General features: G+C 74.5%; 17 protein-coding genes and 1 pseudogene. 10 read left to right on the plus strand and 8 right to left on the minus strand.

Features of this window, described 5'->3' with window-relative positions; translation table 11 throughout:
• Positions 1-102, minus strand: a pseudogene (locus tag INN71_RS16795) (IS481 family transposase); the annotation flags it as partial.
• A gap of 252 nt (positions 103-354) precedes the next feature.
• Here INN71_RS16795 and INN71_RS16800 point away from each other — a divergent pair.
• Positions 355-1,629 (plus strand): HNH endonuclease signature motif containing protein, encoded by a 1,275-nt coding sequence (locus INN71_RS16800; protein ID WP_301801263.1) that lies wholly within the window; start codon positions 355-357, stop codon positions 1,627-1,629.
• 132 nt (positions 1,630-1,761) lie between these two features.
• On the opposite strand, the gene INN71_RS16805 is transcribed toward INN71_RS16800, so the two are convergent.
• Together INN71_RS16805 and INN71_RS16810 are read right to left on the minus strand one after the other, a co-directional pair.
• On the minus strand, positions 1,762-2,763 hold the full coding sequence (locus INN71_RS16805) for an alpha/beta hydrolase (protein WP_277501555.1): 1,002 nt from the start codon (positions 2,761-2,763) through the stop codon (positions 1,762-1,764).
• Positions 2,760-4,301, minus strand: coding sequence for an NAD(P)/FAD-dependent oxidoreductase (locus tag INN71_RS16810; RefSeq protein WP_301801265.1), 1,542 nt, complete (start codon positions 4,299-4,301; stop codon positions 2,760-2,762). The genes INN71_RS16805 and INN71_RS16810 overlap by 4 nt, the downstream gene beginning before the upstream one ends.
• A 108-nt stretch (positions 4,302-4,409) precedes the next feature.
• On the opposite strand from INN71_RS16810, the gene INN71_RS16815 reads away from it, so the two are divergent.
• Positions 4,410-5,441, plus strand: a complete 1,032-nt coding sequence (locus INN71_RS16815) for an AraC family transcriptional regulator (RefSeq protein ID WP_277501557.1) — start codon at positions 4,410-4,412, stop codon at positions 5,439-5,441.
• A gap of 102 nt (positions 5,442-5,543) precedes the next feature.
• The gene (locus tag INN71_RS16820) at positions 5,544-6,401 is read left to right on the plus strand and encodes an SDR family oxidoreductase (RefSeq protein WP_277501558.1); all 858 of its coding nucleotides are present in this window, start codon (positions 5,544-5,546) and stop codon (positions 6,399-6,401) included.
• A gap of 13 nt (positions 6,402-6,414) precedes the next feature.
• On the opposite strand, the gene INN71_RS16825 is transcribed toward INN71_RS16820, so the two are convergent.
• From INN71_RS16825 to aat, 3 genes are all read right to left on the minus strand, one after another.
• Complete coding sequence (locus tag INN71_RS16825) at positions 6,415-6,924, minus strand: hypothetical protein (RefSeq protein WP_277501559.1); 510 nt, start codon at positions 6,922-6,924, stop codon at positions 6,415-6,417.
• 92 nt (positions 6,925-7,016) lie between these two features.
• Positions 7,017-7,415, minus strand: coding sequence for a hypothetical protein (locus INN71_RS16830; protein WP_277501560.1), 399 nt, complete (start codon positions 7,413-7,415; stop codon positions 7,017-7,019).
• A 177-nt stretch (positions 7,416-7,592) separates the two neighbouring features.
• Positions 7,593-8,267, minus strand: a complete 675-nt coding sequence (gene aat, locus INN71_RS16835) for a leucyl/phenylalanyl-tRNA--protein transferase (RefSeq protein WP_277501561.1) — start codon at positions 8,265-8,267, stop codon at positions 7,593-7,595.
• 33 nt (positions 8,268-8,300) lie between these two features.
• Here aat and INN71_RS16840 point away from each other — a divergent pair, with 33 nt between their 5' ends.
• The 3 genes from INN71_RS16840 to INN71_RS16850 all read left to right on the plus strand — a co-directional run bounded on the left by INN71_RS16840 (position 8,301) and on the right by INN71_RS16850 (position 10,464).
• Complete coding sequence (locus tag INN71_RS16840; RefSeq protein WP_277501562.1) at positions 8,301-8,999, plus strand: EcsC family protein; 699 nt, start codon at positions 8,301-8,303, stop codon at positions 8,997-8,999.
• A gap of 110 nt (positions 9,000-9,109) precedes the next feature.
• Complete coding sequence (locus INN71_RS16845; protein WP_277501563.1) at positions 9,110-9,679, plus strand: TetR/AcrR family transcriptional regulator; 570 nt, start codon at positions 9,110-9,112, stop codon at positions 9,677-9,679.
• Positions 9,680-9,813: 134 nt separating this feature from the next.
• Positions 9,814-10,464 carry a LysE family translocator gene (locus tag INN71_RS16850; RefSeq protein WP_277500060.1) on the plus strand — a complete coding sequence of 217 codons (651 nt, stop codon included), beginning with the start codon at positions 9,814-9,816 and terminating at the stop codon, positions 10,462-10,464.
• A gap of 55 nt (positions 10,465-10,519) precedes the next feature.
• Here INN71_RS16850 and INN71_RS16855 read toward each other — a convergent pair whose 3' ends face one another.
• Positions 10,520-11,215, minus strand: coding sequence for an SWIM zinc finger family protein (locus tag INN71_RS16855; protein ID WP_301801273.1), 696 nt, complete (start codon positions 11,213-11,215; stop codon positions 10,520-10,522).
• Positions 11,212-14,052 (minus strand): DEAD/DEAH box helicase, encoded by a 2,841-nt coding sequence (locus INN71_RS16860; protein WP_301801275.1) that lies wholly within the window; start codon positions 14,050-14,052, stop codon positions 11,212-11,214. Before INN71_RS16860 ends, INN71_RS16855 begins: the two co-directional genes overlap by 4 nt.
• An 82-nt stretch (positions 14,053-14,134) precedes the next feature.
• Between INN71_RS16860 and INN71_RS16865 the strand changes: the two genes are divergently transcribed.
• The 4 genes from INN71_RS16865 to INN71_RS16880 all read left to right on the plus strand — a co-directional run bounded on the left by INN71_RS16865 (position 14,135) and on the right by INN71_RS16880 (position 20,064).
• Positions 14,135-14,641, plus strand: a complete 507-nt coding sequence (locus INN71_RS16865) for a glutathione peroxidase (RefSeq protein ID WP_277500057.1) — start codon at positions 14,135-14,137, stop codon at positions 14,639-14,641.
• Positions 14,642-14,736: 95 nt separating this feature from the next.
• Positions 14,737-16,326: a DHA2 family efflux MFS transporter permease subunit gene (locus INN71_RS16870; RefSeq protein WP_277500056.1), complete on the plus strand. Its 1,590-nt coding sequence runs from the start codon at positions 14,737-14,739 to the stop codon at positions 16,324-16,326.
• 376 nt (positions 16,327-16,702) lie between these two features.
• Entirely contained in the window at positions 16,703-18,676 is a 1,974-nt protein-coding gene (locus INN71_RS16875) for a glycosyltransferase family 2 protein (RefSeq protein ID WP_277500055.1), read from the plus strand.
• Entirely contained in the window at positions 18,673-20,064 is a 1,392-nt protein-coding gene (locus INN71_RS16880) for an acyltransferase (protein ID WP_277500054.1), read from the plus strand. Before INN71_RS16875 ends, INN71_RS16880 begins: the two co-directional genes overlap by 4 nt.
• Positions 20,065-20,116 lie beyond the last annotated feature (52 nt).

Consider the following 20,116-nt stretch of genomic DNA (forward strand, 5'->3'; position numbering starts at 1 on the left):
GAACATCTTCGCGGCAGCGGTGTGGGTCCAGCCGGTTTCCACGATCAGGCGGGCAAGACGTAGACGAGCGCGTGGGGTCAGTGCGGCGTTAGCGTGGGACATGAAGGCCTCCGGTGGGTGAAGCGGTTCCTCGACAGCTCCACTTCACAACCGGAGGCCTTCGCCTGTCAGACAGGCTCACCGCCAGGTAGCGGGACAACCTCCCTGGACATCACAGCTAGCGGCCCTCGAAACCACGCCGGGTACGCCGCGTCATGACGAGCCAGCACAGACGGTCTGACCTGCGAAAACTCGCCCTGTGGAGTAGTGCGCCGCACGGCCAGAACTGTCGGTGCTTCCTGGTGTGATGGGTCCATGAACGAGACCGCGCTGCACCCCCTGGCCGGGGTCGTCGCGCGCGTCCACGGAGACCTCGACGACGGCTTCGAGCTCGGTCTGCTCACGCTGGGCCCAGCCGAGACGGGCGCCGCGATCGTCGAGCTCGAGCGGGCCGCGAACCGTCTGGCTGCTCTGCAGTCGCGGCTGCTGGCCCACGCGGCGGCGGTGCGCGTGGAGGACACGACGGGTGCGCCGTCGACCGAGGTGTGGTTCGCGAACGCCACCCGCGTCACGCGCGCCGAGGCCCACCGCCGGGTCCGCACCGCCGTCGCCACCGAGGAGCGGTACGACGCCCTCGCCGCCGCAGGCACCTCCGGCGCCGTGTCACCCGGGCAGGCCGAGGTCATCGTGCGGGCCCTCGGGGATCTCGGCGACGAGGTGGAGTCAGCCGTCAGGGTGGACGCCGAGCGCGCGCTGGTCGGGTTCGCCGCGGAACACGACGCGAAGGACCTCCGTGTCCTGGGCCGGCGGATCCTCGACATCGTCGCCCCGGCCGTCGGGGAGGCCCACGAGGCCGAGCTCCTGGCCCGGGAGGAGCGGGGGGCCGCCGCGAAGGTGCGGTTGACGATGCGCGAGGACGGCCACGGCTGCGTCCACGGGAAGTTCACGATGCCGGAGATGCACGGCGCGATGTTCGCCAAGATGCTCGACGCCATCGCCTCGCCGCGACGTAGCCATCTCCGGAACGACGCGGCTCATGGCGCCGCCGACGACACCGCCGACGACACGGTCGACGCTCGGCCCGCCTGGGAACGCCGCGGCCAAGCGTTCGTCGAGCTCATCGAGCGCATGCGCGACGCCGACCTCCCCGACGCCGCCGGAGCCGGCGCCACCGTCGTGATCACCATGCAGGTCGACACCCTCACCGGCGGACTCGCAGCGGCGTCGCTCGACACCGGCCACCGCATCTCACCCGGCGAAGCACGCCGCCTCGCCTGCAGCGCGGACCTCGTGCCGGCGGTGCTCGGCACGAAGAGCGAGGTCCTCGACCTCGGCCGCACCGCCCGGTTGCACAGCAAGCCCCAGCGCATCGCGATGATGCTCCGGGACGGGGGTTGCACCGCCGACGGATGCGATGCCCCGCCCCACTGGTGCGAAGCGCACCACGACGACCCGTGGTCACGTGGCGGACGCACCTCCGTCGAACGCGGCCGGCTGCTCTGCTGGCGCCACCACCGCGTCGCCCACGACCCGACGTACCTCACCGAGACCCTCGGCACCGGCAAGCTGCGGTTCACCCGGCGGAACTGAGCAGCCCCCCTCAGCCGCACCGTGGTTTCGAGGGCCGCTGGCGCGGCCACCTCCACCACCGGACTGACGCGGCCACCTCAACCATCGGAGATGACTGGCGACCGAGTCGCCCCACCCGTCCCGCGCGCCGACTCAGGCGGGGGTGCGGGCCGCCGTACCGAGGCCGTGGCGGCGCAGCCACGCGTCGACGCGGTCGTAGGCCGCGCGGCGGGGCTCCTCCAGCGACAGGAAGATGTCGTGGCGGGCGTCGGGGATCGGCACCACGGTCGTCTCGTTGCCGAGGCAGCCGGCCCAGCGGGCGATCTGGCGCACGTCGAGCACGGTGTCGGCGCGGTCGCTCGCGTCGGTGTAGCGCCGTGAGTAGTGCGTCTTGTCCGAGCGCAGCACCAGCGAGGGCACCCCGACGTCGAGGCCACGGTGGAGGCGCGCGTGGCCGCGGCGTACTGCGTTGAGCCACCCCACGGTGATGGGGAAGGCGTCGATCGGCTTGAGCTCGAGGTCGAAGTCCCACTCGCCCGTGCCGGTGGTGTGGAGCGTCGAGCCGTAGACGCTGCCGGGCAGGTCCAGCGCCCGGAAGGGACGCACCTGCGCGACCGCCCGCAGCGCCCACGTGACGGGCCCCCGCATCCGCGGCTTGCCCTGCAGGTCGAACCACGGGCTGTTGAGCACCAGCCCGGCCACGGGGTCGAGGCGACCCGCGCGGCGCCGCCGGTCGAGCCACAGCGGCGTGATGAGCCCGCCGGTCGAGTGCGCGAGCACCACCACCGGGAGCTCCGGGTGGGCCTGCGCCACGATCTCGAGCGTGCGGTCGAGCTCCACGTCGTACTGCTCGAGGGTGGAGGCGTAGTGGGCCGTCTGCCCCGGGCGGCGCGAGCGGCCGCACTTGCGCAGGTCGAGGCCGTAGAAGGCCAGGCCGCGCTCGGCGAAGAAGTCGGCCAGCTCGGTCTGGAAGAAGTAGTCCGCGAAGCCGTGCACGTAGATCACGGCGCCGGTGACCTGCTCCTCGGGCCGCACCACCCGTCGCACGACGACGGCGGCGATGTCGCCCTCGCCGTCGGGGTCGGTGCCCAGCTCGATGGTGTGGCGCTCGTAGCCGTCGCCCAGGAGGTCCGGCTCCCACGTCACCGCGCTCACGCCCCGACCTCCACGAGCTCGCCGTGACGGCGGTCGCCGGCGTCGGTGGCCCCGGTGACCGGCGCGAGGGTCTTGTCGAGGTCCGTGCGCAGCGTCGTCAGCGAGTCGAGCACGTAGTTCTGCCGCACCTGCCACGGCCGGCGGTCGCCCTGCCGGGGGAACGCGCCGATCGAGCGCTGCACGTAGCCCGCGGCCAGGTCGAGCAGCGGCTGCGGCTCCAGGTCGCCGTTGGGGCGCGGCGCCACGGCGGCATGGCCGCGGCGGTCCATCCAGCCCAGCACCTTGCACACGAGGCGGTGGGTGAGGTCGGCGCGCAGCGTCCACGAGGCGTTGGTGTAGCCGATGCACACCGCGAAGTTCGGCACGCCCGTGATCATCGCGCCGTTCCACACGAACTGCTCCGACAGCTCGACCCGCTCGCCGTCGACGTGCGGCTCGATGCCGCCGAACGCCAGCAGGCGCAGGCCCGTCGCGGTCACGATGACGTCCGCCTCCAGCACCTCGCCCGAGCGCAGCAGCACGCCCTCGGGCACGAACCGCTCGACGTGGTCGGTCACGACGTCGGCGTCGCCCGCCTTGATCGCCCGGAACAGGTCGCCCGACGGGATGGCGCACAGGCGCTGGTCCCACGGGTCGTACGGCGGGGTGAAGTGGTCGGCGACCAGCTGCGGGTCGCCCAGCACCTTGGTGGCCAGGCCGGTCAAGAGCTTCCGCGCGGTCGCGGGGCGCCGGCGGCAGAACTGGTAGAACGCCGTGCTGAACGCGATGTTCTTGGCCCGCACGACGTGGTGCGCGGGGCCCTCGGGCAGCAGCGCCTTGATGCGCTCCGCCTTCTTGTCCCGGCTCGGCACGGCGCTGATCCACGTCGGCGTGCGCTGCAGCATGGTGACGTGCGCGGCCGCGCCGTCGCCCTTCAGCATCGACGGCACGAGGGTCACGGCGGTGGCGCCGGAGCCGATGACCACCACGCGCTTGCCGGCGTGGTCGAAGTCCTCGGGCCAGAACTGCGGGTGCACGACCTGCCCGGCGAAGTCCTCCTGGCCGACGAACTCCGGCGAGTGCGGGTCGTCGTAGTCGTAGTAGCCGGCGCACGAGTAGAGGAAGCGGCAGGTCGTCGTGCGACGCTCCCCGCTCCGCGGGTCCTCGACCGTCAGCGTCCACAGCCCGGCGGCGGTGTCGAAGTCCGCGCCCACGACCTTGCTCGAGTAGCGCACACGCTCGGCGATCCCGAACTCGTCCGCGGTCTCCCGGATGTAGTCGAGGATCGACGCCCCGTCGGCCAGCGAGCGCCCGTCGCGCCACGGCTTGAAGGAGTAGCCGAGCGTGTACATGTCCGAGTCGGACCGCACGCCGGGGTAGCGGAACAGGTCCCACGTGCCCCCCATCCGCTCGCGGCCCTCGAGCACGACGTACGACAGCTCGGGGCGCTCGGTCTGCAGGCGGTACGCCGCGCCCACGCCGGAGAGTCCGGCGCCGACGACGACCACGTCGACGTGCTCGGTCACGGGGTCCGCGGGGGCGGTGGGGGAAGTGCTCATCCTCCGATGATGACGGGGGCGACGGCCGGGTTCTTGACCGGGCGCGACATAGTCTTGCCCCTGCGCGACACCGCCCGCGCGCCACGAGTACGCCGGGAGGTCGCCGCCGTGGGTCACATCCGCTCCGCCAGCCTGCGGGGGCTGCGCGCCACCGTCGCCGAGCTCGGCGGCGACGCGGAGACGCTGGCCCGCAGTGCCGGCGTACCGGTCGAGGCCCTCGACAGCGACGACGTGCTCATCACCGAGCGGGCGGCCGCCACGGTGCTGGAGCTGGCGGCGTCCTCGCTGCGCTGCCCCGACCTGGGGCTGCGGGTCGCCTCGCGGCAGGACATCACGATGCTGGGGTCGCTGGCCGTCGCGATCCAGCACTCCCCGACGCTGGGCGACGCGCTGGAGTGCACCTCGCGCTACCTGTTCGTGCACAGCCGCTCCCTGTCGCTGACCGTGGGGCCCGACCCCCTCGGCGAGCGGGGCGTGGCCGCGCTGCTCTACGGCCCCGCGGACGCGTCCGGGCCCGTGCAGGGCACCGACAGCGGCCTGGCGTTCCTCCACCGCACCATCACCTACCTCGCCGGCGGTCCCTACGGGCTGCGCAGCGTCGAGCTGCCCTACCGCCCGGCCGCCCCCCTCACCGTGCACGAGGCCTTCTACGGCGCCCCGGTCCGCGCGAGCCGGGACGTGCCCGCCGCGGTGCTCCGCGTGCCCCGCCACCTCATGCACCACGAGATGGGCGCGGTGAACGAGAACCTGCGCCAGCTCGCCCTGGCCTTCCTGGCCGAGCAGGCGCCGACGGTGGTCTCCGCCGTCACGCCCCGCGTGCGCGCCGCCGTGCAGGAGTCGCTCGGCACCCGACCCGTCGAGGTGCCGGCCGTGGCCGCCCTCCTCGCCCTGCACCCCCGCACCCTGCAGCGGCGGCTCGAGGCGGAGGGCACGACGTTCGGCGCGGTGGTCGACGACGTGCGGCGCCACACCACGCGCCGGCTGCTGACGACCACCGACCTGTCCATCGGCCAGGTCGCGCACCTCGTCGGCTTCGCCGAGCAGTCGGCGCTCTCGCGCGCCGCCCGCCGCTGGTGGGACAGCTCTCCCCGGGCGGTACGCCGGGGCGCCCGCGACGACCCGGGCGCGCGGCCCGCCTAGGGCTGTCGCGCTCGGGCAAGAAGTCGTCGTGCCCGGGCAAGTCGGCGGACGCGCCGGGCGGCAGACTCGCCGTACCGTCCGCCCGACCCGAGGAGTCCCCGCATGTCCCTGCCCCGCTTCCCGTTCACCGGCGCCGCCGTCGTGCTGACCGGAGCCGCCAGCGGGATGGGCGAGCACATGGCGCTGCAGCTCGCCGAGCGAGGCGCGGACCTCGTGCTCGTCGACCGCGACGCCGAGCGCCTCGCGGACGTGGCCGGCCGGATCCGCGCGGGCCACCCCGGCGTCGCCGTGCACACGGAGGTCGCGGACCTCGCCGACGTCGACGCGATCCCGGCGCTCGCCGAGCGCGTCCTCGCCGTGCAGCCGCGGCCCACCCTGCTCGTCAACAACGCGGGCATCGCCGCCGGCGGCCGCTTCACGGACCTGTCGGCGGCCGAGTTCGACACGGTGATGGCCATCAACTTCCGCGCCCCCGTCGCCCTCACCCGCGCCCTGCTGCCGGCGCTGCTCGGCACGCCGGGCAGCCACGTCGTCAACGTCTCGAGCCTCTTCGGCCTCATCGCGCTGCCGGGCCAGTCGGCGTACTCGGCCAGCAAGTTCGCGCTGCGCGGCTTCAGCGAGGTGCTGCGCGCCGAGCTCGCGCCCCAGCAGGTGGGCGTCACGACCGTGCACCCCGGCGGCATCCGCACCCGCATCGCCGAGACCGCGCTGGTGGCCGCCTCCGCCTCGCCCGATCAGGCCCGCCGCGGCAAGGAGTCGTTCGCGAAGCTGCTGACCTTCCCGGCCGACGTGGCCGCGCGGCAGATCCTCGACGGGGTCGAGCGACGCCGCGTCCGCGTGCTCATCGGCCTGTCGGCGAAGGTGCCGGACCTGCTGGCCCGCGTCACGCCGACGGGCTACGTCGCGGTCATGGACCGCCTCCGCCCGGGCGCCGCGAAGCGCCGCGGCACGGCGTCCTGAGACGCACGGCCGCTCAGCCGAGCGGCTCCAGGGTGGTCGGCGGGTCGGTGAGCTGGGGGCACCGCTCCAGGTAGGTGGAGTAGGCCTCGAGCTGGGCGACCTGCTCCGCGGAGTACGCCGGCTGCTCCAGCTCGGCGGCCACCGCGTCGGGCGGCACGGACGCGGCGTACTCGCGCAGCAGCTGCAGCCCCGCCGCCGCGTCGCCCGTCAGGTCCTCGGGCTGGGGGCGCTCGCCGATCGTGCGGGCCCACACGCGCAGGTCGTCGCCGGTCTCCATGAACTTCACGAGCCCGGCGGCCAGGCAGAACTCCTCGAGCACCTGCTCGGGCCCGGGGCTCGCCCCCTCGGTCGAGCCGGAGCCGTCCGTGGCCCCCGTGCTGCCGGGCGCAGGGACCGACGACGTCGCGCCGGCCGTCGGGTCCGCCTCGTCGCCCCCGCCGCAGCCCGCCAGCGCCACGGCGGCCACGAGCGCCACGACGGGCAGCAGGCGGCCGGGGCGGGCACGGCGTCGGGGGGAGGTCACGGTCCGGATCCTCGCACGGGCGGGCAACCGCCCCCGGACGCGCACGAGGGCGACGGTGGCCGGAGCCACCGCCGCCCTCGTGGAGGCGTGCGTCAGGAAGTCGCAGCGCAGGTGTCGGCGTAGTACGTGCCCAGCGCCTCGCCGGCGTCGGCGTCGTCACCCTCGCCGAACGGGTCCTCGACGTCGTCCTCGACCTCCTCGACGGTCTTGCCGTCGGCGTCGTTGAGCGCCTCGAGGAGGCTCTCGTAGCCCTCGCGGGCGTCGTCGGGGATGTTCTCCGGCGTGCCGGTGCTCTCGAGCTCGTCGATCGCGTCGCCGAGGTCGACCTCGGTGTCGGGCTCGGCCTCGGCCTGCTCACCCAGCGTCGTGAGCGCGGACTCGAAGGACGAGCAGAAGTCCTCCTCGCTCGCGTCGGTCGGAGCGCCACCGCCACACGCGGACAGCGTGCCGCCGGCCAGGACCAGCGCGGCGATGGAAAGAACTCGCTTCATCAAGGAACTCCTCGGGTCTCGGGTGGCGCCGGACGTCCTCGACGAGGCCCTCGACCCGGCAACCGCGGCCACCCTGCCCACGGCCCTGCGGGCGGAAACCCCCGGGTTCAGGCCGTTCTCAGAAGGGCGTGGCGCCCGGGCCGGCAGTCGGTCCAGCGCGTGGGGCCGGCGCCCCGGTCAGTCCCGGAACGCCGCGGGCAGCGGCAGCGCGAGCGCGGCGTCGAGGCGGTCGGCGTACTCGTGCCGGTCGACCTCGACCACCCCCAGGCTCGCGAGGTGCGGCGTCTGCCACTGCACGTCCAGGAGACGGGGGGCGGGCAGCTCGTCGGCGTCGCGCGCGAGCAGCTCGACGAGCCCGGCCAGCGCGACCTTCGACGCGTCGCGGCGCCGGTGGAACATCGACTCCCCCGCGAACAGCCCGCCGGTCGCGACGCCGTACAGCCCGCCCGCCAGCTCCCCGTCCTGCCACGCCTCGACCGAGTGGGCCCAGCCGAGTTCGTGGAGCCGCTGGTACGCCGCGGCGATGCGCTCGTCGATCCACGCGCCGGTACGACGCGGGTCGGCGCACGCCTCCACCACCTCGGCGAACGCCGTGTCGACCCGCACCTCGAAGTCGCGCATCGAGCGGCGCAGCGACCGGCTGACCCGCAGCCCGTCCAGGGGCAGCACGCCGCGGCGTACCGGGGAGAACCACCAGACGTCGTCCTCGTGCGGCATCGGGAACAGCCCGGTGCGGTACGCCGCGAGCAGGGTGCCCGGCTCGAGGTCGGCCCCCGCCCCGACGAGGTCGTCGTCGGGCGCCGTGCGGGGGTCGCCGAAGTCCCAGAAGGAGGGCGGCGGTTCGACGGGCACCCGCCCAACCTAGCCATCCGTAGGATCCGGACCATGGGGATCAAGCAGAAGCTCGGTTCGGCGGCGGCGGCCCAGGTGCCGGCCGTGGCGCCCAACCTCACGGCCAACTTCGTCCGGCAGGCCCTGGCTCGAGCCATCGACGGCGTGGGGCCGCTCAAGCCCGCCGCCGTGACCGCGCAGCAGGTGCTCGACGAGCACGACGGTGACGTCGAGGCCGCCGTCAAGGCGGTCATCGAGAAGCACGTGCGGCTCGCGGGCGCACAGGGGTTCCTCACGAACGTCGGTGGCCTCGTGACGGTCGCCGTGACCATCCCGGCGAACATCACGGGCCTCGCGGTCATCCAGTGCCGGATGATCGCGACGCTCGCGCACCTCCGCGGCTACGACCTCGCCGACCCGCGGGTGCGCAACGCGATCCTCGCCTGCCTCATGGGGCCGGCCGAAGTCGACCGCATGCTCAAGAAGAAGAAGCTGCCGGCCCCGCCGATGGCGCTCGCGACCGCGCCGCAGCACGACCCCGAGCTCGACCGGAAGATCTCGAACGAGGTCGCCACCGACCTCATCTCCCGCGTGGTCGGCAAGCGGCTCGCGGTCACCATCGGCCGGCGCGTCCCGGTCGTGGGCGGAGCGGTGGGCCTCACCGCCGACGGCATGTCGACGTGGAAGATCGGCCGCTACGCCGCCAAGGAGCTGCGGGCGCGGCACACCGGCGCCGCCGCCCAGAAGGCGTAGAGCGAGAGCCAGCCCTGCCGGCCGCCGGCCGGGACTGCGCTCGCGACCGTCACCGTGCCCGCTCCACGTCCCCGGTGCGTCCCGAGGTGAACGAGCACTAACCTGAGCCCGTGACCGCCGCCCCCACCCGTCGCGAGCAGATCCTGGCGACGGCCGCCGAGCTGTTCGCGGCGCGGGGCTTCCACGGCGTCTCGGTCACCGACATCGGCGCCGCCTGCGGCGTCTCGGGGCCCGCGCTCTACAAGCACTTCGCCTCGAAGGACGCGGTGCTCGCCGAGATGCTCGTCTCCATCAGCGAGGAGCTGCTGGCCAACGGCCGCGCCCGCTCCGACGGCGCCCCCGACGCCGCCACCGCCCTCGCGGCCCTGGTCGAGCACCACCTGGCCTTCGCGCTCGGCAACCGGGCGCTCATCGTCGTGCAGGACCGGGACTGGTCGTCGCTGCCGCCCGAGGCCCGGGAGCGGGTCCGCTCGCTGCAGCGCGCGTACGTCGACGTCTGGGCCGCGCGCCTGCGCGAGCTCGACCCCCGCCGTACCCGCGACGCGGCCCGCGCCACCGCCCACGCCGCGTTCGGCCTGCTCAACTCCACCCCCCACAGCGGCCTGCTCGACGACGAGGCGATGCGCGCCCTGCTGCGGGCGATGGCCCACCGGGCGCTCGGCCTGCCCGCGGCGGCCTGAGCCCGGGCCCGAGCGCGGCCCGAGCGCGGCCCGAGCGCGGCCCGAGCGCGGCCCGAGCGCGGCCCGAGCGCCCGGCACCGACCGCCGTCCGGAACCGGCTCGCGCGCGGCCTCGCGACGGCGCACACTGCGGGCATGCCGTCGCAGCACCAGTGGGTCGCGTTCCTCGTCGCGTCCCTGCTCTTCATCCAGGTCCCCGGCCCCAGCCTGCTCTTCACGATCGGGCGCGCCCTGACCGTGGGCCGCCGCGACGCCCTGCTCTCCGCGCTCGGCAACGGCGTGGGCGTGCTCGCGCAGGTGCTGCTCGTCGCCGTCGGTCTCGGGGCGGTCGTGGCCGCGAGCGCCACCGCCTACACGGTGGTCAAGGTGGCCGGGGCGGGGTACGTCGTGTGGCTGGGCGTGCAGGCCGTGCGGCACCGCGCGGACGCACGCCGGGCCCTCGAGCCGGGCGCCGGCGGTGGGGCGACCGCGGTGCCGGCCCGGACCCCGGCGCTCCGGTCGCTGCGCATCGGGGTCGTCGTCGGCGCGACCAACCCCAAGACCCTCGTCTTCTTCGTCGCGTTCCTGCCGCAGTTCACCGGCACGGGGCCGGCCGGACCGCAGGTGGCGCTGCTCGGGCTCGTCTTCTGCGTGCTCGCCGCGGCGTCGGACTCCCTGTGGGTGCTCGTCGCCTCGCAGGCGCGGGCGTGGTTCGCCCGCCGGCCCGAGCGGCTCGACGGGCTGGGCGCCGCCGGCGGAGCGCTGATGGTGGGGCTGGGCACGTCGATGCTCGTCGCCGAGCGCTGAGCCCGGGCCGCGCGCCCGCGCGCCCGCTCGCTCGCCGGGTCACCGGCCCGCCGGGTCACCAGCTCTCCGGCACCCGCCCCGCCTCGATCTCGCGCAGCAGCCGCGCGGCGCGCAGGGCCGCGTCGGCCGCCACGTCGAGCGCGTCGGGGTCCTCCCCGGCCGGCGCGTCGCCGCCGGGCCCGTCGCCCGCGCCACCCGTGCGCGCGTGCAGCCGGGCCAGCAGGGTCTCGCGGTCGAGACCGCGCAGGGCCAGCAGCACGAGGGGGTCGTCGGCCACGAGCCACCCGACCTGGACGAGCACGGCGAGGGCGTGGGCGCAGGGGTCGAGGGCGTGCGGGCACGTGCAGGTCGCGGCGAACTCCCCGCCGTACGGGAGCAGCTCGACGCCCAGCTCCTCCGCGTCCTCCACGAGCCGGTGCGGCAGGTCCCCGGCGAGCAGCGCCGCGACGCGGCCCGACTCGGCGGCGACGACGTCGACCAGCGCGTCGCGGTCCGCGTCGGCGAGCACGGGCACCTCGACGGTGACCGTCCAGGCGTCGTCGTCCTCCCGGACGGCGGCGAGCACCGAGCCGGCGCCGACGGTGATGCCCCCGACCTGCCCGGCGCGCGCGAGGCGCTGCCCGGCCCGCAGGTCGCGCTCGGCGAACGCCGCCTCCTCCACCGCCCGCGTCCACGCCTTCGCCCACCACGGCTGGCGACCGCCGGCGCGGCGCGGCGCCAGCCGGGGGTGGGTCGTGCGGGTGGTGGTCACCCCGGGTCCCCCGCCGCGCCCGTGGAGGGGGTACGCCGCAGCGTGACGAGGTCGCGCAGGTCGGCGTCGTCGAGCTCGGTGAACGCGGCCTCGCCGCGGGCGAGCACGGCGTCGGCGAGCGCGCGCTTGCGGGTGAGCAGCTCGGCGACCCGCTCCTCGACCGTGCCGCGGGTGACGAGGCGGTGCACCTGCACCGGCCGGGTCTGCCCGATGCGGTAGGCCCGGTCGGTCGCCTGGTCCTCCACCGCCGGGTTCCACCACCGGTCGAGGTGCACGACGTGGTCGGCGCGGGTGAGGTTCAGCCCCGTGCCGCCGGCCTTCAGCGAGAGCAGGAACACCGGCGGGCCGCCCGCCTCCGGACCGGCCTGGAAGTCGGCGACCATCCGCTCGCGCTCCTTCACCGGGGTGCCGCCGTGGAGCAGCTGGTGGGGCACGCCGGTCGCGGCGAGGTGCTGCTCGACGAGGCGGGCCATCGCGACGTACTGCGTGAAGACCAGCACGGAGGAGCCCTCGGCCACGATCGTGGCGACGAGCTCGTCGAGCAGCTCGAGCTTCTCCGAGCGGCCCGCGATGCGGCCGTTCGACTGCTTGAGGAAGTGCGCCGGGTGGTTGCAGATCTGCTTGAGCCCGGTGAGCATCGCGAGCACGAGGCCGCGGCGGGCCTCGACGTCGGAGCGCTCGATGCGCTCCATGCAGTCGCGCACGTAGGCCTCGTAGAGCACGACCTGCTCCCGGGTGAGGTCGAGCAGGTGGTCGGTCTCGGTCTTGGGCGGCAGCTCGGGCGCGATGCCCGGGTCGGACTTGCGCCGGCGCAGGAGGAACGGGCCGATGAGGTCGGCGAACTGGCGGGCCTTGCTCGGCTCGGCGCCGGACTCGATGGGCGCCGCCCACACCTTGCGGAAGGCGTTGCGGCTGCCGAGCAGGCCGGGCGTCGCCCAGTCGAGGATCGCCCACAGCTCGGTGAGGTCGTTCTCGACCGGGGTGCCGGTGAGGGCGACCCGGGCGTCGCTGGTGAGCTGGCGCAGCGCGCGGGCCGTGCCCGACGCGGGGTTCTTCACGTGCTGCGCCTCGTCGGCGACGACGAGCCCCCAGCGCTGTGCCGCCAGCGCCCGCGTCGGGCCGGTGACGTCGCTGCGCAGCGTGCCGTACGTCGTGAGCACGAACCCCGGGTCGTCGCCGAGCCCGGCCTCGAGCGAGCGCGCGGAGCCGTGGAAGCGGCGGACCGGCACGTCGGGGGCGAAGCGGCGGATCTCCGCCTCCCAGTTGCCGAGCAGGGAGGTGGGGCAGACGACGAGCGTGGGACCGGTGGCCAGGCCCTCCTCGACGCGGTGCAGGTGCAGCGCGATGAGGGTGAGGGTCTTGCCCAGCCCCATGTCGTCGGCGAGGCAGGCGCCCAGGCCGAGACCCGTCAGCTCGGCCAGCCAGGTGAGGCCGTGACGCTGGTAGTCGCGCAGCGTGGCCCGCAGCCCGGCGGGCGGGTCGACGGGCTCGCGGGTCGCGGCCTCGAGCAGCCGCTCCCGCACCTTCAGCAGGGTGGCGCCGACGACCACCTCGGCGGGCGCGTCGTCGACCTCGACCACACCGGTGAGCGCCGCCGCGAGCGCCTGGGCGGGCTTGACGGTGCGCACCAGGCGCTTGCGCGCGCGGCGCGCCACCGTCGGGTCGACCACCGTCCACGCCCCCCGCAGCCGGATGATCGGCGACGCGGCGCGCGCCAGCTCGTCCATCTCCTCGTGGGTCAGCGCCTCGCCGTGGAGCGCGACCTGCCAGGAGAAGGCGAAGAGCGCGTCGGGCCCGAAGAGGCCGTCGTGGAGCAGGTCCTCCCGCGGGCCGGTCGAGCGGGGGCGGTGGTCGAGCACCGCCCGCGTCGTCAGGTCGGTGCCGAGGCTGCGGGGCCACAGCACGTCGACGCCGCGCTCCCGCAGCGCGCCCACGCCGTCCTCCAGGAGGCCGGCGATCTCGTCGGCGTCGAGGGTGATCTCGTCGGGGACCGCCAGCTGCGCGAACCGCTCCAGCACCGGCCAGGCGGTCGCCGCGTCGCGCAGCGCGATCGTCGCGTGGGTGCGGGCCCGGGAGCCGAACCCGTGCTCGCCGCCCTCCCCCGCCCAGAGCAGCGCGGCGTCGCAGAACCGCAGGGGGTCGCGCTCGTCGTGCACCTGCAGCACGAGGCGGACCGCCCCGGCGACCAGCTCCTCCTCGTCGGCCTCGACGCGCAGCGACAGGGTGACGAGCTGGGCGAGCGACGTGTCCTCCGCCCGCGCCGAGCGGGCCTCCGCGATGCGGGCCCGCAGGCGCTCGGAGAACTCGCTGCGTCGCGGCGGCGGGCCGGGTGTCGTCGTCGGCGTGCCCACTCCCGGGGAGCGTGGGCCCGGCGAGCGCAGGCCCGGCGAGCGCAGGCCCGGGGACCCCGGGCCGCCCACCCGGCCCGACGCGCCGCTCGGCGGGGTGCGCGGCAGCGTGTCGGTGACGGCGTCGAGCACGGAGCGCGCCAGCGCGAGCGCGTCCTCGGGCGCCAGGTCGTCGTGGGCCCGGGAGCGGGCGAGCATGACGAGCCGGTCGTGGTCGTCGGCGTCGGGGTCCGCGCGCCACGCGTCGGTGCGCTCGTCGGGGGTGAACCGGCCGGCCGCGACCATCCGCACCGCCAGCAGCGCCGCCCCCGCCAGCAGGCCCACGCTCGGGTGGGCCGCGGGGGCGGACTGCCCGCGCGTCAGCACCGGCAGCGCGGCGCGCAGCGGCAGCTCCACCTCGCGCCCGCGCCCGGTGAACACCACCGCGCTCGCGCGCGGGGGCTCGGCGGCGCGGAACGTCGCCGGGCCGGACAGGGGGACGAAGCTCAACGCAGGACCTCGGACGATCGCGGGTGCAGGGCCCGTCGAACCTAGCGGGGGCCGCCGACAGGCGCGGCGTACGCTGCGCGGCATGAGCCTCCTCGACACCCCGATCGCCCGCCTGGACGGCACCCCCGCGACCCTCGGCGAGCTCACCGGCGGTCGCCCCGCCCTGCTCGTCAACGTGGCCAGCAAGTGCGGCCTCACGCCGCAGTACTCGGCGCTCGAGCAGCTCGCGGAGACGTACGCCGACCGCCTCGCCGTCGTGGGCCTGCCCTGCAACCAGTTCGGCGGGCAGGAGCCGGGCACGAACGAGGAGATCGCCGAGTTCTGCTCCGCGACCTACGGCGTCTCGTTCCCCCTCACGGAGAAGGTCGAGGTCAACGGCGCGGGCCGCCACGCCGTGTACGACGCGCTGGTGGGCACGCCGTACGCCGACGCCGGCGGGTTCAAGGAGAGCCCCGAGCCGGGCGACGTGCAGTGGAACTTCGAGAAGTTCCTCGTCGACGCGGACGGCTCCGTCGTCGCCCGGTTCGCGCCGACCACGACCCCCGACGACCCGGCGGTGCTGGCTGCCGTCGACGGTCTCGTCGGCTGACGCAGGCGGGGCGTGAGCGACCTCACGCCCCGCCCGGGAACTGCTGGACGAAAGTCGGGTGCCGGACGTCGGCGGGCGTCCCTACATTGCCACCCATGACCTGTCTCGACCCCGCCACCGGGGAGCTGCGCCCCGACGGCGCGTCCGACGACAAGCTCGACCGGGGCGTGCTCGTCGTGGCCGGCGTCGTGGTGCTCGGCGCCATCATGTCCATCCTCGACATCACCGTCGTCTCGGTGGCGCTCGACACCTTCCAGTCGGAGTTCGACGCCACGTCCGCGCAGGTGGCGTGGACGATGACGGGCTACACGCTCGCCCTCGCCAGCGTCATCCCGCTCACCGGTTGGGCGGCGGACCGCTTCGGCACGAAGCGGCTCTACCTGCTCGCCGTGGTGCTCTTCACGCTCGGCTCCGTGCTGTGCGCGATGGCGACGTCCTTGGAGATGCTCGTCGCCTTCCGCGTCCTGCAGGGCCTGGGCGGCGGCATGCTCATGCCGCTCGGCATGACGATCCTGACGCGGGCGGCCGGTCCCGAGCGGGTGGGGCGCGTCATGGCCGTGCTGGGCATCCCCATGCTGCTCGGCCCGATCTTCGGGCCCATCCTCGGCGGCTGGCTCATCGAGATCGCGTCGTGGCACTGGATCTTCCTCATCAACCTGCCCATCGGCATCGCCGCGCTGGTGTACGCGGCCAGGGTGCTGCCGGCCGACGACGTCGAGCCGTCGGAGACCTTCGACCTCGTCGGGATGCTGCTGCTCTCCCCGGGCCTGGCCGCGTTCCTCTACGGCATCAGCTCGATCCCCGAGACCGGCACGGTCGCGGACGCCCAGGTGCTCGCGCCCGCCATCATCGGCCTGCTGCTCATCGTGGCGTTCGTGCCGTGGGCGCTGCGCCCCGCCAACGCCCACCCGCTGGTCGACCTGCGGCTGTTCGGCAACCGCGACCTCACCGTGGCGGTGCTGTCGCTGACGCTGTTCGGCGTCGCCTTCTTCGGCGCCAGCCTGCTGTTCCCGCTCTACTTCATCCAGGTGCGCGACGAGTCCACGCTCAGCGCGGGGGTGCTCCTGGCTCCGCAGGGCATCGGCGCCATGGTGACGATGCCGCTGGCCGGCGTGCTGGTCGACAAGATCGGTCCGGGCCGCATCGTGCTCGTCGGCCTCACGGTCATCACGGGCGCCTTCGCGCTGCTGACGCAGATCGACCACGAGACGTCGTACCTGTACGTGCTCGGCGCGCTCTTCGTGATGGGCCTCGGCATGGGCGGCACGATGATGCCGCTGATGACCGCCGCGCTGCGCACCCTCAGCGACCACACCGTCGCGCGGGGCTCGACGCTGCTCAACATCGTGCAGCAGGTCGGCGCCTCCATCGGCACTGCCGTCTTCTCGGTGCTGCTGACGAACGGGCTGCGGGACATGCCGTCGGTCCGCCTCGGCACGGCCCTGTCCGAGGCCGGCGTCGACCCGTCCGACCCGGGCCAGGCCGCGGCGGTCGCCGAGGTCGCCGGTCGCCTGGGCGTCGACCCCAGCACGCTGGGCGACGTCCTCCCGGACATGGCGGCCGTCTTCGCGGACACGTTCGTGGTGGCCGCGGTGCTGGTCGGGGTCTGCCTCGTGCCGGCGTTCTTCCTGCCGCGCAAGCCGTCGGAGCGCAAGGTCGACCCGGCCGCGATGGTCGGTCACTGACCCGCTCGCGCTCCCGCAGCCGCCTCGAGGGCCGCACCGACCGGTGGTGCGGCCCTCGTCGCGTGCGGGGACCCCGCACCGGTCCGGAGGCCCGCGACCCGGGCGGAGCACGTGTCCCTCGTCACCATCGGACCGCAGGGCTCGGCCCGGCCCGGGGCCGGCCGTTACCGTCGTCCTCAAGAATTGGTCTAGACGAGACGAAGAAATTCCTCTGCGGACCCGACCTCCGCGCAACTGCTCCGTTGAACCCCCTGGTGGCCGTGTGCCGCGCCCGCGACGCTGCGGGTCCCTAGGGAGCAGGGCCGGGATGGACCGCGCGTGATCCGCCGGTGCGCCCGGGTGGTCCGCAGATCGCCACGACTGGGAGGTCACGACGATGTCGAACGACGTCGACACCTCGGCCATCGCCGAGGACCGGCTGCGCCAGCACCTGCAGGTGCTGAGCGGCAGGCTGGTCCCGGTCGACGCCGACACCGTCCACGGCGAGCAGCCGGAGCCGCGGCCCGCCGCCGCGCCGCGCTGGCTCGACCGCGTGCCGGGCATCCCCTGGCGCCGCGCCGGCGAGTCCCTGGTGGCCGTCATCGACCCCGTGTGGGTCGCCCCCGGCACCACGTCCGCGTCGCTCCACGCCACCCAGGACGTGATGGAGGACGTGGCCGCGCAGCTGGTGGTGCACCTCCTCGACGGCGAGCGCGTCGAGGCGACCCCCGACGGCCTGCTCGTGCTGCGCCTGCACCACACGGGGCACGGCGCCCGCCCGGTGCGACTGCAGGAGATGGCCTACCACACCCTCGAGGCGCTGAACCGGCTCGGCCACAGCACGCGGCGCATCGAGCTCGGCGTCGGCTGGGCCCCCATCACGGCCCGCTCCCCCGAGGACCGGGCGGTGCGGATGGCCACCGAGGGCGCCCGCCACTCGGTGCGCCAGCGCGACTTCCAGCCGGTGCGCCGGCACGCCGACGAGCGCGAGCCCGTCATCTCGCGGCGCACGTTCGCGACCCAGATCCTCATCGCGACCGTCGGCGCCTTCCTGCTGCCGCTCGCGCTGCTCTTCCTCACCTACGGCCTCGGCCTCGACATCTCCGGTGCCGTCTACTGGGTCGTCGTCGGCGCGCTGACCATCACCGCGACGGCCATCTGGGCGGAGTGCTTCACCGCCCTCGACCCACCGATGCTCCCCGAGCTGCCCGAGGAGCTGCGCGACCTGACGCCCCCGCCCGCGACGGCGATCATCGCGGCGTACCTGCCGAACGAGGCCGACACGATCCTCGACACCCTCGACACGTTCCTCGACCAGTCCTACGCCGGCGGCCTGCAGGTGATCCTGGCCTACAACACCCCCGAGGACCTGGCGGTCGAGGACGTGCTGGCCACGCTCGACGATCAGCACCCGGACCTGACGGTGCTGCGGGTGCACGACAGCACCTCGAAGGCGCAGAACGTCAACGCCGCGCTGCGCTTCGCGACCGGCGAGTTCGTCGGGATCTTCGACGCCGACCACCACCCGATGCCCGGCGCGTTCGCCCGCGCGTGGCACTGGATCGCGAACGGCGCCGACGTCGTGCAGGGCCACTGCGTCATCCGCGAGGCCGACACGCTGCTCGCGCAGACCGTGGCGGTCGAGTTCGAGCAGCTGTACGCCGTCGCCCACCCGGGCCGCACGATCCTGCACGGGTTCGGCATCTTCGGCGGGTCGAACGGCTACTGGCGCCGCGACACCCTCGAGCAGGTCCGGCTCCGCGGGTCCTACCTCACCGAGGACATCGAGTCGTCGATGCGGCTGCTGCTGGCCGGCGGCAAGATCGTCAACGACCCGGGCCTCGTGAGCCGCGAGCTCGCCCCGGCGACCGTCACCGGCTGGTGGCGCCAGCGGCTGCGCTGGGCGCAGGGCTGGTTCCAGGTGTCGCTGCGCCACCTGTGGCCGCTGCTGACGAGCCGCGAGCTCGGGGTGCGTCGCCGCCTCGGCGTGCTGTTCCTGCTGGCGTGGCGCGAGGCGTACCCGTGGCTCGTGCAGCTGGTGTGGCCGCTGATGGTGTTCCTCGCCTGGCGCGACCAGGGCATCGACCTCACCTCGCCCATCTTCTTCTTCCTCTCGCTCTACATCGTCAGCTCCGGCGCGGTGCAGACGATGGTGGCGTGGCGCGTCTCCGTGCCCGAGGTACGCCGGCACGGCTGGTGGTTCGTGCGGGCCGCGCTGCTCAACGTCGTGATCTACACGGGCGCGAAGAACCTGGTGAACCGCGTCGCCCACCTCAAGCAGATCCGCGGCGAGCGCGTCTGGGTCGTCACGGCCCGCAGCGCCGCGACCGACGCGACCCGCACGCTCACCCACGACCGGAGCGCCGCATGAGCACGCAGACCCCGGCCGGGCCGGGCACCTCGTCCCTGCCGGGCACCCAGGGGCTGGCCAGCCCGACGCAGACCGGCTTCGAGAAGGCCGACGCCTCCGCCGGCATCGGCAGGACCCGCGGCACGAGCGGCGGTGGGCGCGCCATGTACCCCCTCGGCTGGCTGCGCGGCGTCGCCGCCCTCGCCGTGGTGCTGGTGCACGCCTACATGTGGAACCGGACCGGACCCACGCAGGCGTGGCCGCTCGACGGGCTCGGGCACCAGCTGATGTACGGCGTCGACATGTTCGTCGACATGTTCTTCGTGCTGTCGGGCTTCGTCATGTGGCTGCCGCTGGCGGCGGCGGCACTGTCGGGGCGCCCCGGCCGCTCCGGGGCCCTGACGCTGGCGAAGCGCCTGGCCCGCGTCGTGCCGCTCTACTGGGTGCTGACGATCATCGTGTGGTCGTGGAGCAACCCGAACCTGCCGGGCCACTGGAAGGACCTCGTCCTCCACCTGACCTTCACCCACGTCTACAGCGACGAGTACATCTTCTGGACCAACGGCCCGGCCTGGACGCTGGCGGTGGAGTTCCACTTCTACGTGCTGGTCGCGCTGCTGACGCCGCTGATCCACCGCGCGGTGACGCGGACGCGGACGAAGGACGACCGGCTGGCGCTCGCGCTCGGCGTACCGCTGCTGATGATCGTGGTCGGTCTGCTCTACATCGCGTGGCTGACCCAGGTCCGCCGGCCCGAGGTCACCGACTGGTCGCTCGTGTTCTCCCCCGTCGGCAAGGCCACCGACTTCGGCATCGGCATGCTGCTCGCGGTGTTCACGGTGGCCGGCATCCGCCTGAGCCGCCCGGTGCGCGCCGCCTGCGCCATCCTCGGCTCCGCGTTCGTGCTGGCGCTCGTCGTCGCCCGCCCGATCGACACGCTCCAGCAGGAGTGGTGGCACCCGGCGTACGCGCTCGGCGTGGCCGTCTTCATGGCGTCGATCGTGCTCCACGAGGGGCCGTGGCCGCGGGTGCTGTCGTGGGGTCCGCTGGCGTGGGTCGGCGGCCTGGGCTACGCGATCTACCTGACCCACGAGCCCGTCATGCGGTGGGTGGGGAGCATGGGCCTGCTGCCGGACCGGGCCCCGGGCTACACGTTCCTGCTGACCGCGGTGGTCGTCGCGATCCCGACGATCCTCGTGTCGTGGCTGAGCGCCCACACCGTCGAGCTCATCGGCGTGCAGCTGCTGGCGACCGTCGACAAGAACGGCCGGCCGCGCAACTACTACCCGCACCTCCCGGCCGAGCCGCCCGCGCCGCGACGCGCCAAGGTGCCCGCCGTGGTGAAGCCGCGGCCGCGCACCTCCCCGGCCGCCGCGCTCGCGCGGCAGTCGCTGGCGCACCAGCGCTGAGCCGGGCCCGTCGAGGCCCGCGGGCTCAGGACCGGGTCGCTCACGACTGGGT

The organism is Nocardioides sp. ChNu-153, from assembly GCF_030466625.1.
Taxonomy (GTDB): domain Bacteria; phylum Actinomycetota; class Actinomycetes; order Propionibacteriales; family Nocardioidaceae; genus Nocardioides.

Coding starts and splice junctions, on each gene's coding strand:
- INN71_RS16880 (WP_277500054.1), top strand. CDS start 18,673: ATGAGCACGCAGACCCCGGCCGGGCCGGGCACCTCGTCCCTGCCGGGC.
- INN71_RS16840 (WP_277501562.1), top strand. CDS start 8,301: ATGGGGATCAAGCAGAAGCTCGGTTCGGCGGCGGCGGCCCAGGTGCCG.
- INN71_RS16800 (WP_301801263.1), top strand. CDS start 355: ATGAACGAGACCGCGCTGCACCCCCTGGCCGGGGTCGTCGCGCGCGTC.
- INN71_RS16870 (WP_277500056.1), top strand. CDS start 14,737: ATGACCTGTCTCGACCCCGCCACCGGGGAGCTGCGCCCCGACGGCGCG.
- INN71_RS16820 (WP_277501558.1), top strand. CDS start 5,544: ATGTCCCTGCCCCGCTTCCCGTTCACCGGCGCCGCCGTCGTGCTGACC.
- INN71_RS16865 (WP_277500057.1), top strand. CDS start 14,135: ATGAGCCTCCTCGACACCCCGATCGCCCGCCTGGACGGCACCCCCGCG.
- INN71_RS16875 (WP_277500055.1), top strand. CDS start 16,703: ATGTCGAACGACGTCGACACCTCGGCCATCGCCGAGGACCGGCTGCGC.
- INN71_RS16830 (WP_277501560.1), bottom strand. CDS start 7,415: ATGAAGCGAGTTCTTTCCATCGCCGCGCTGGTCCTGGCCGGCGGCACG.
- INN71_RS16850 (WP_277500060.1), top strand. CDS start 9,814: ATGCCGTCGCAGCACCAGTGGGTCGCGTTCCTCGTCGCGTCCCTGCTC.
- INN71_RS16810 (WP_301801265.1), bottom strand. CDS start 4,301: ATGAGCACTTCCCCCACCGCCCCCGCGGACCCCGTGACCGAGCACGTC.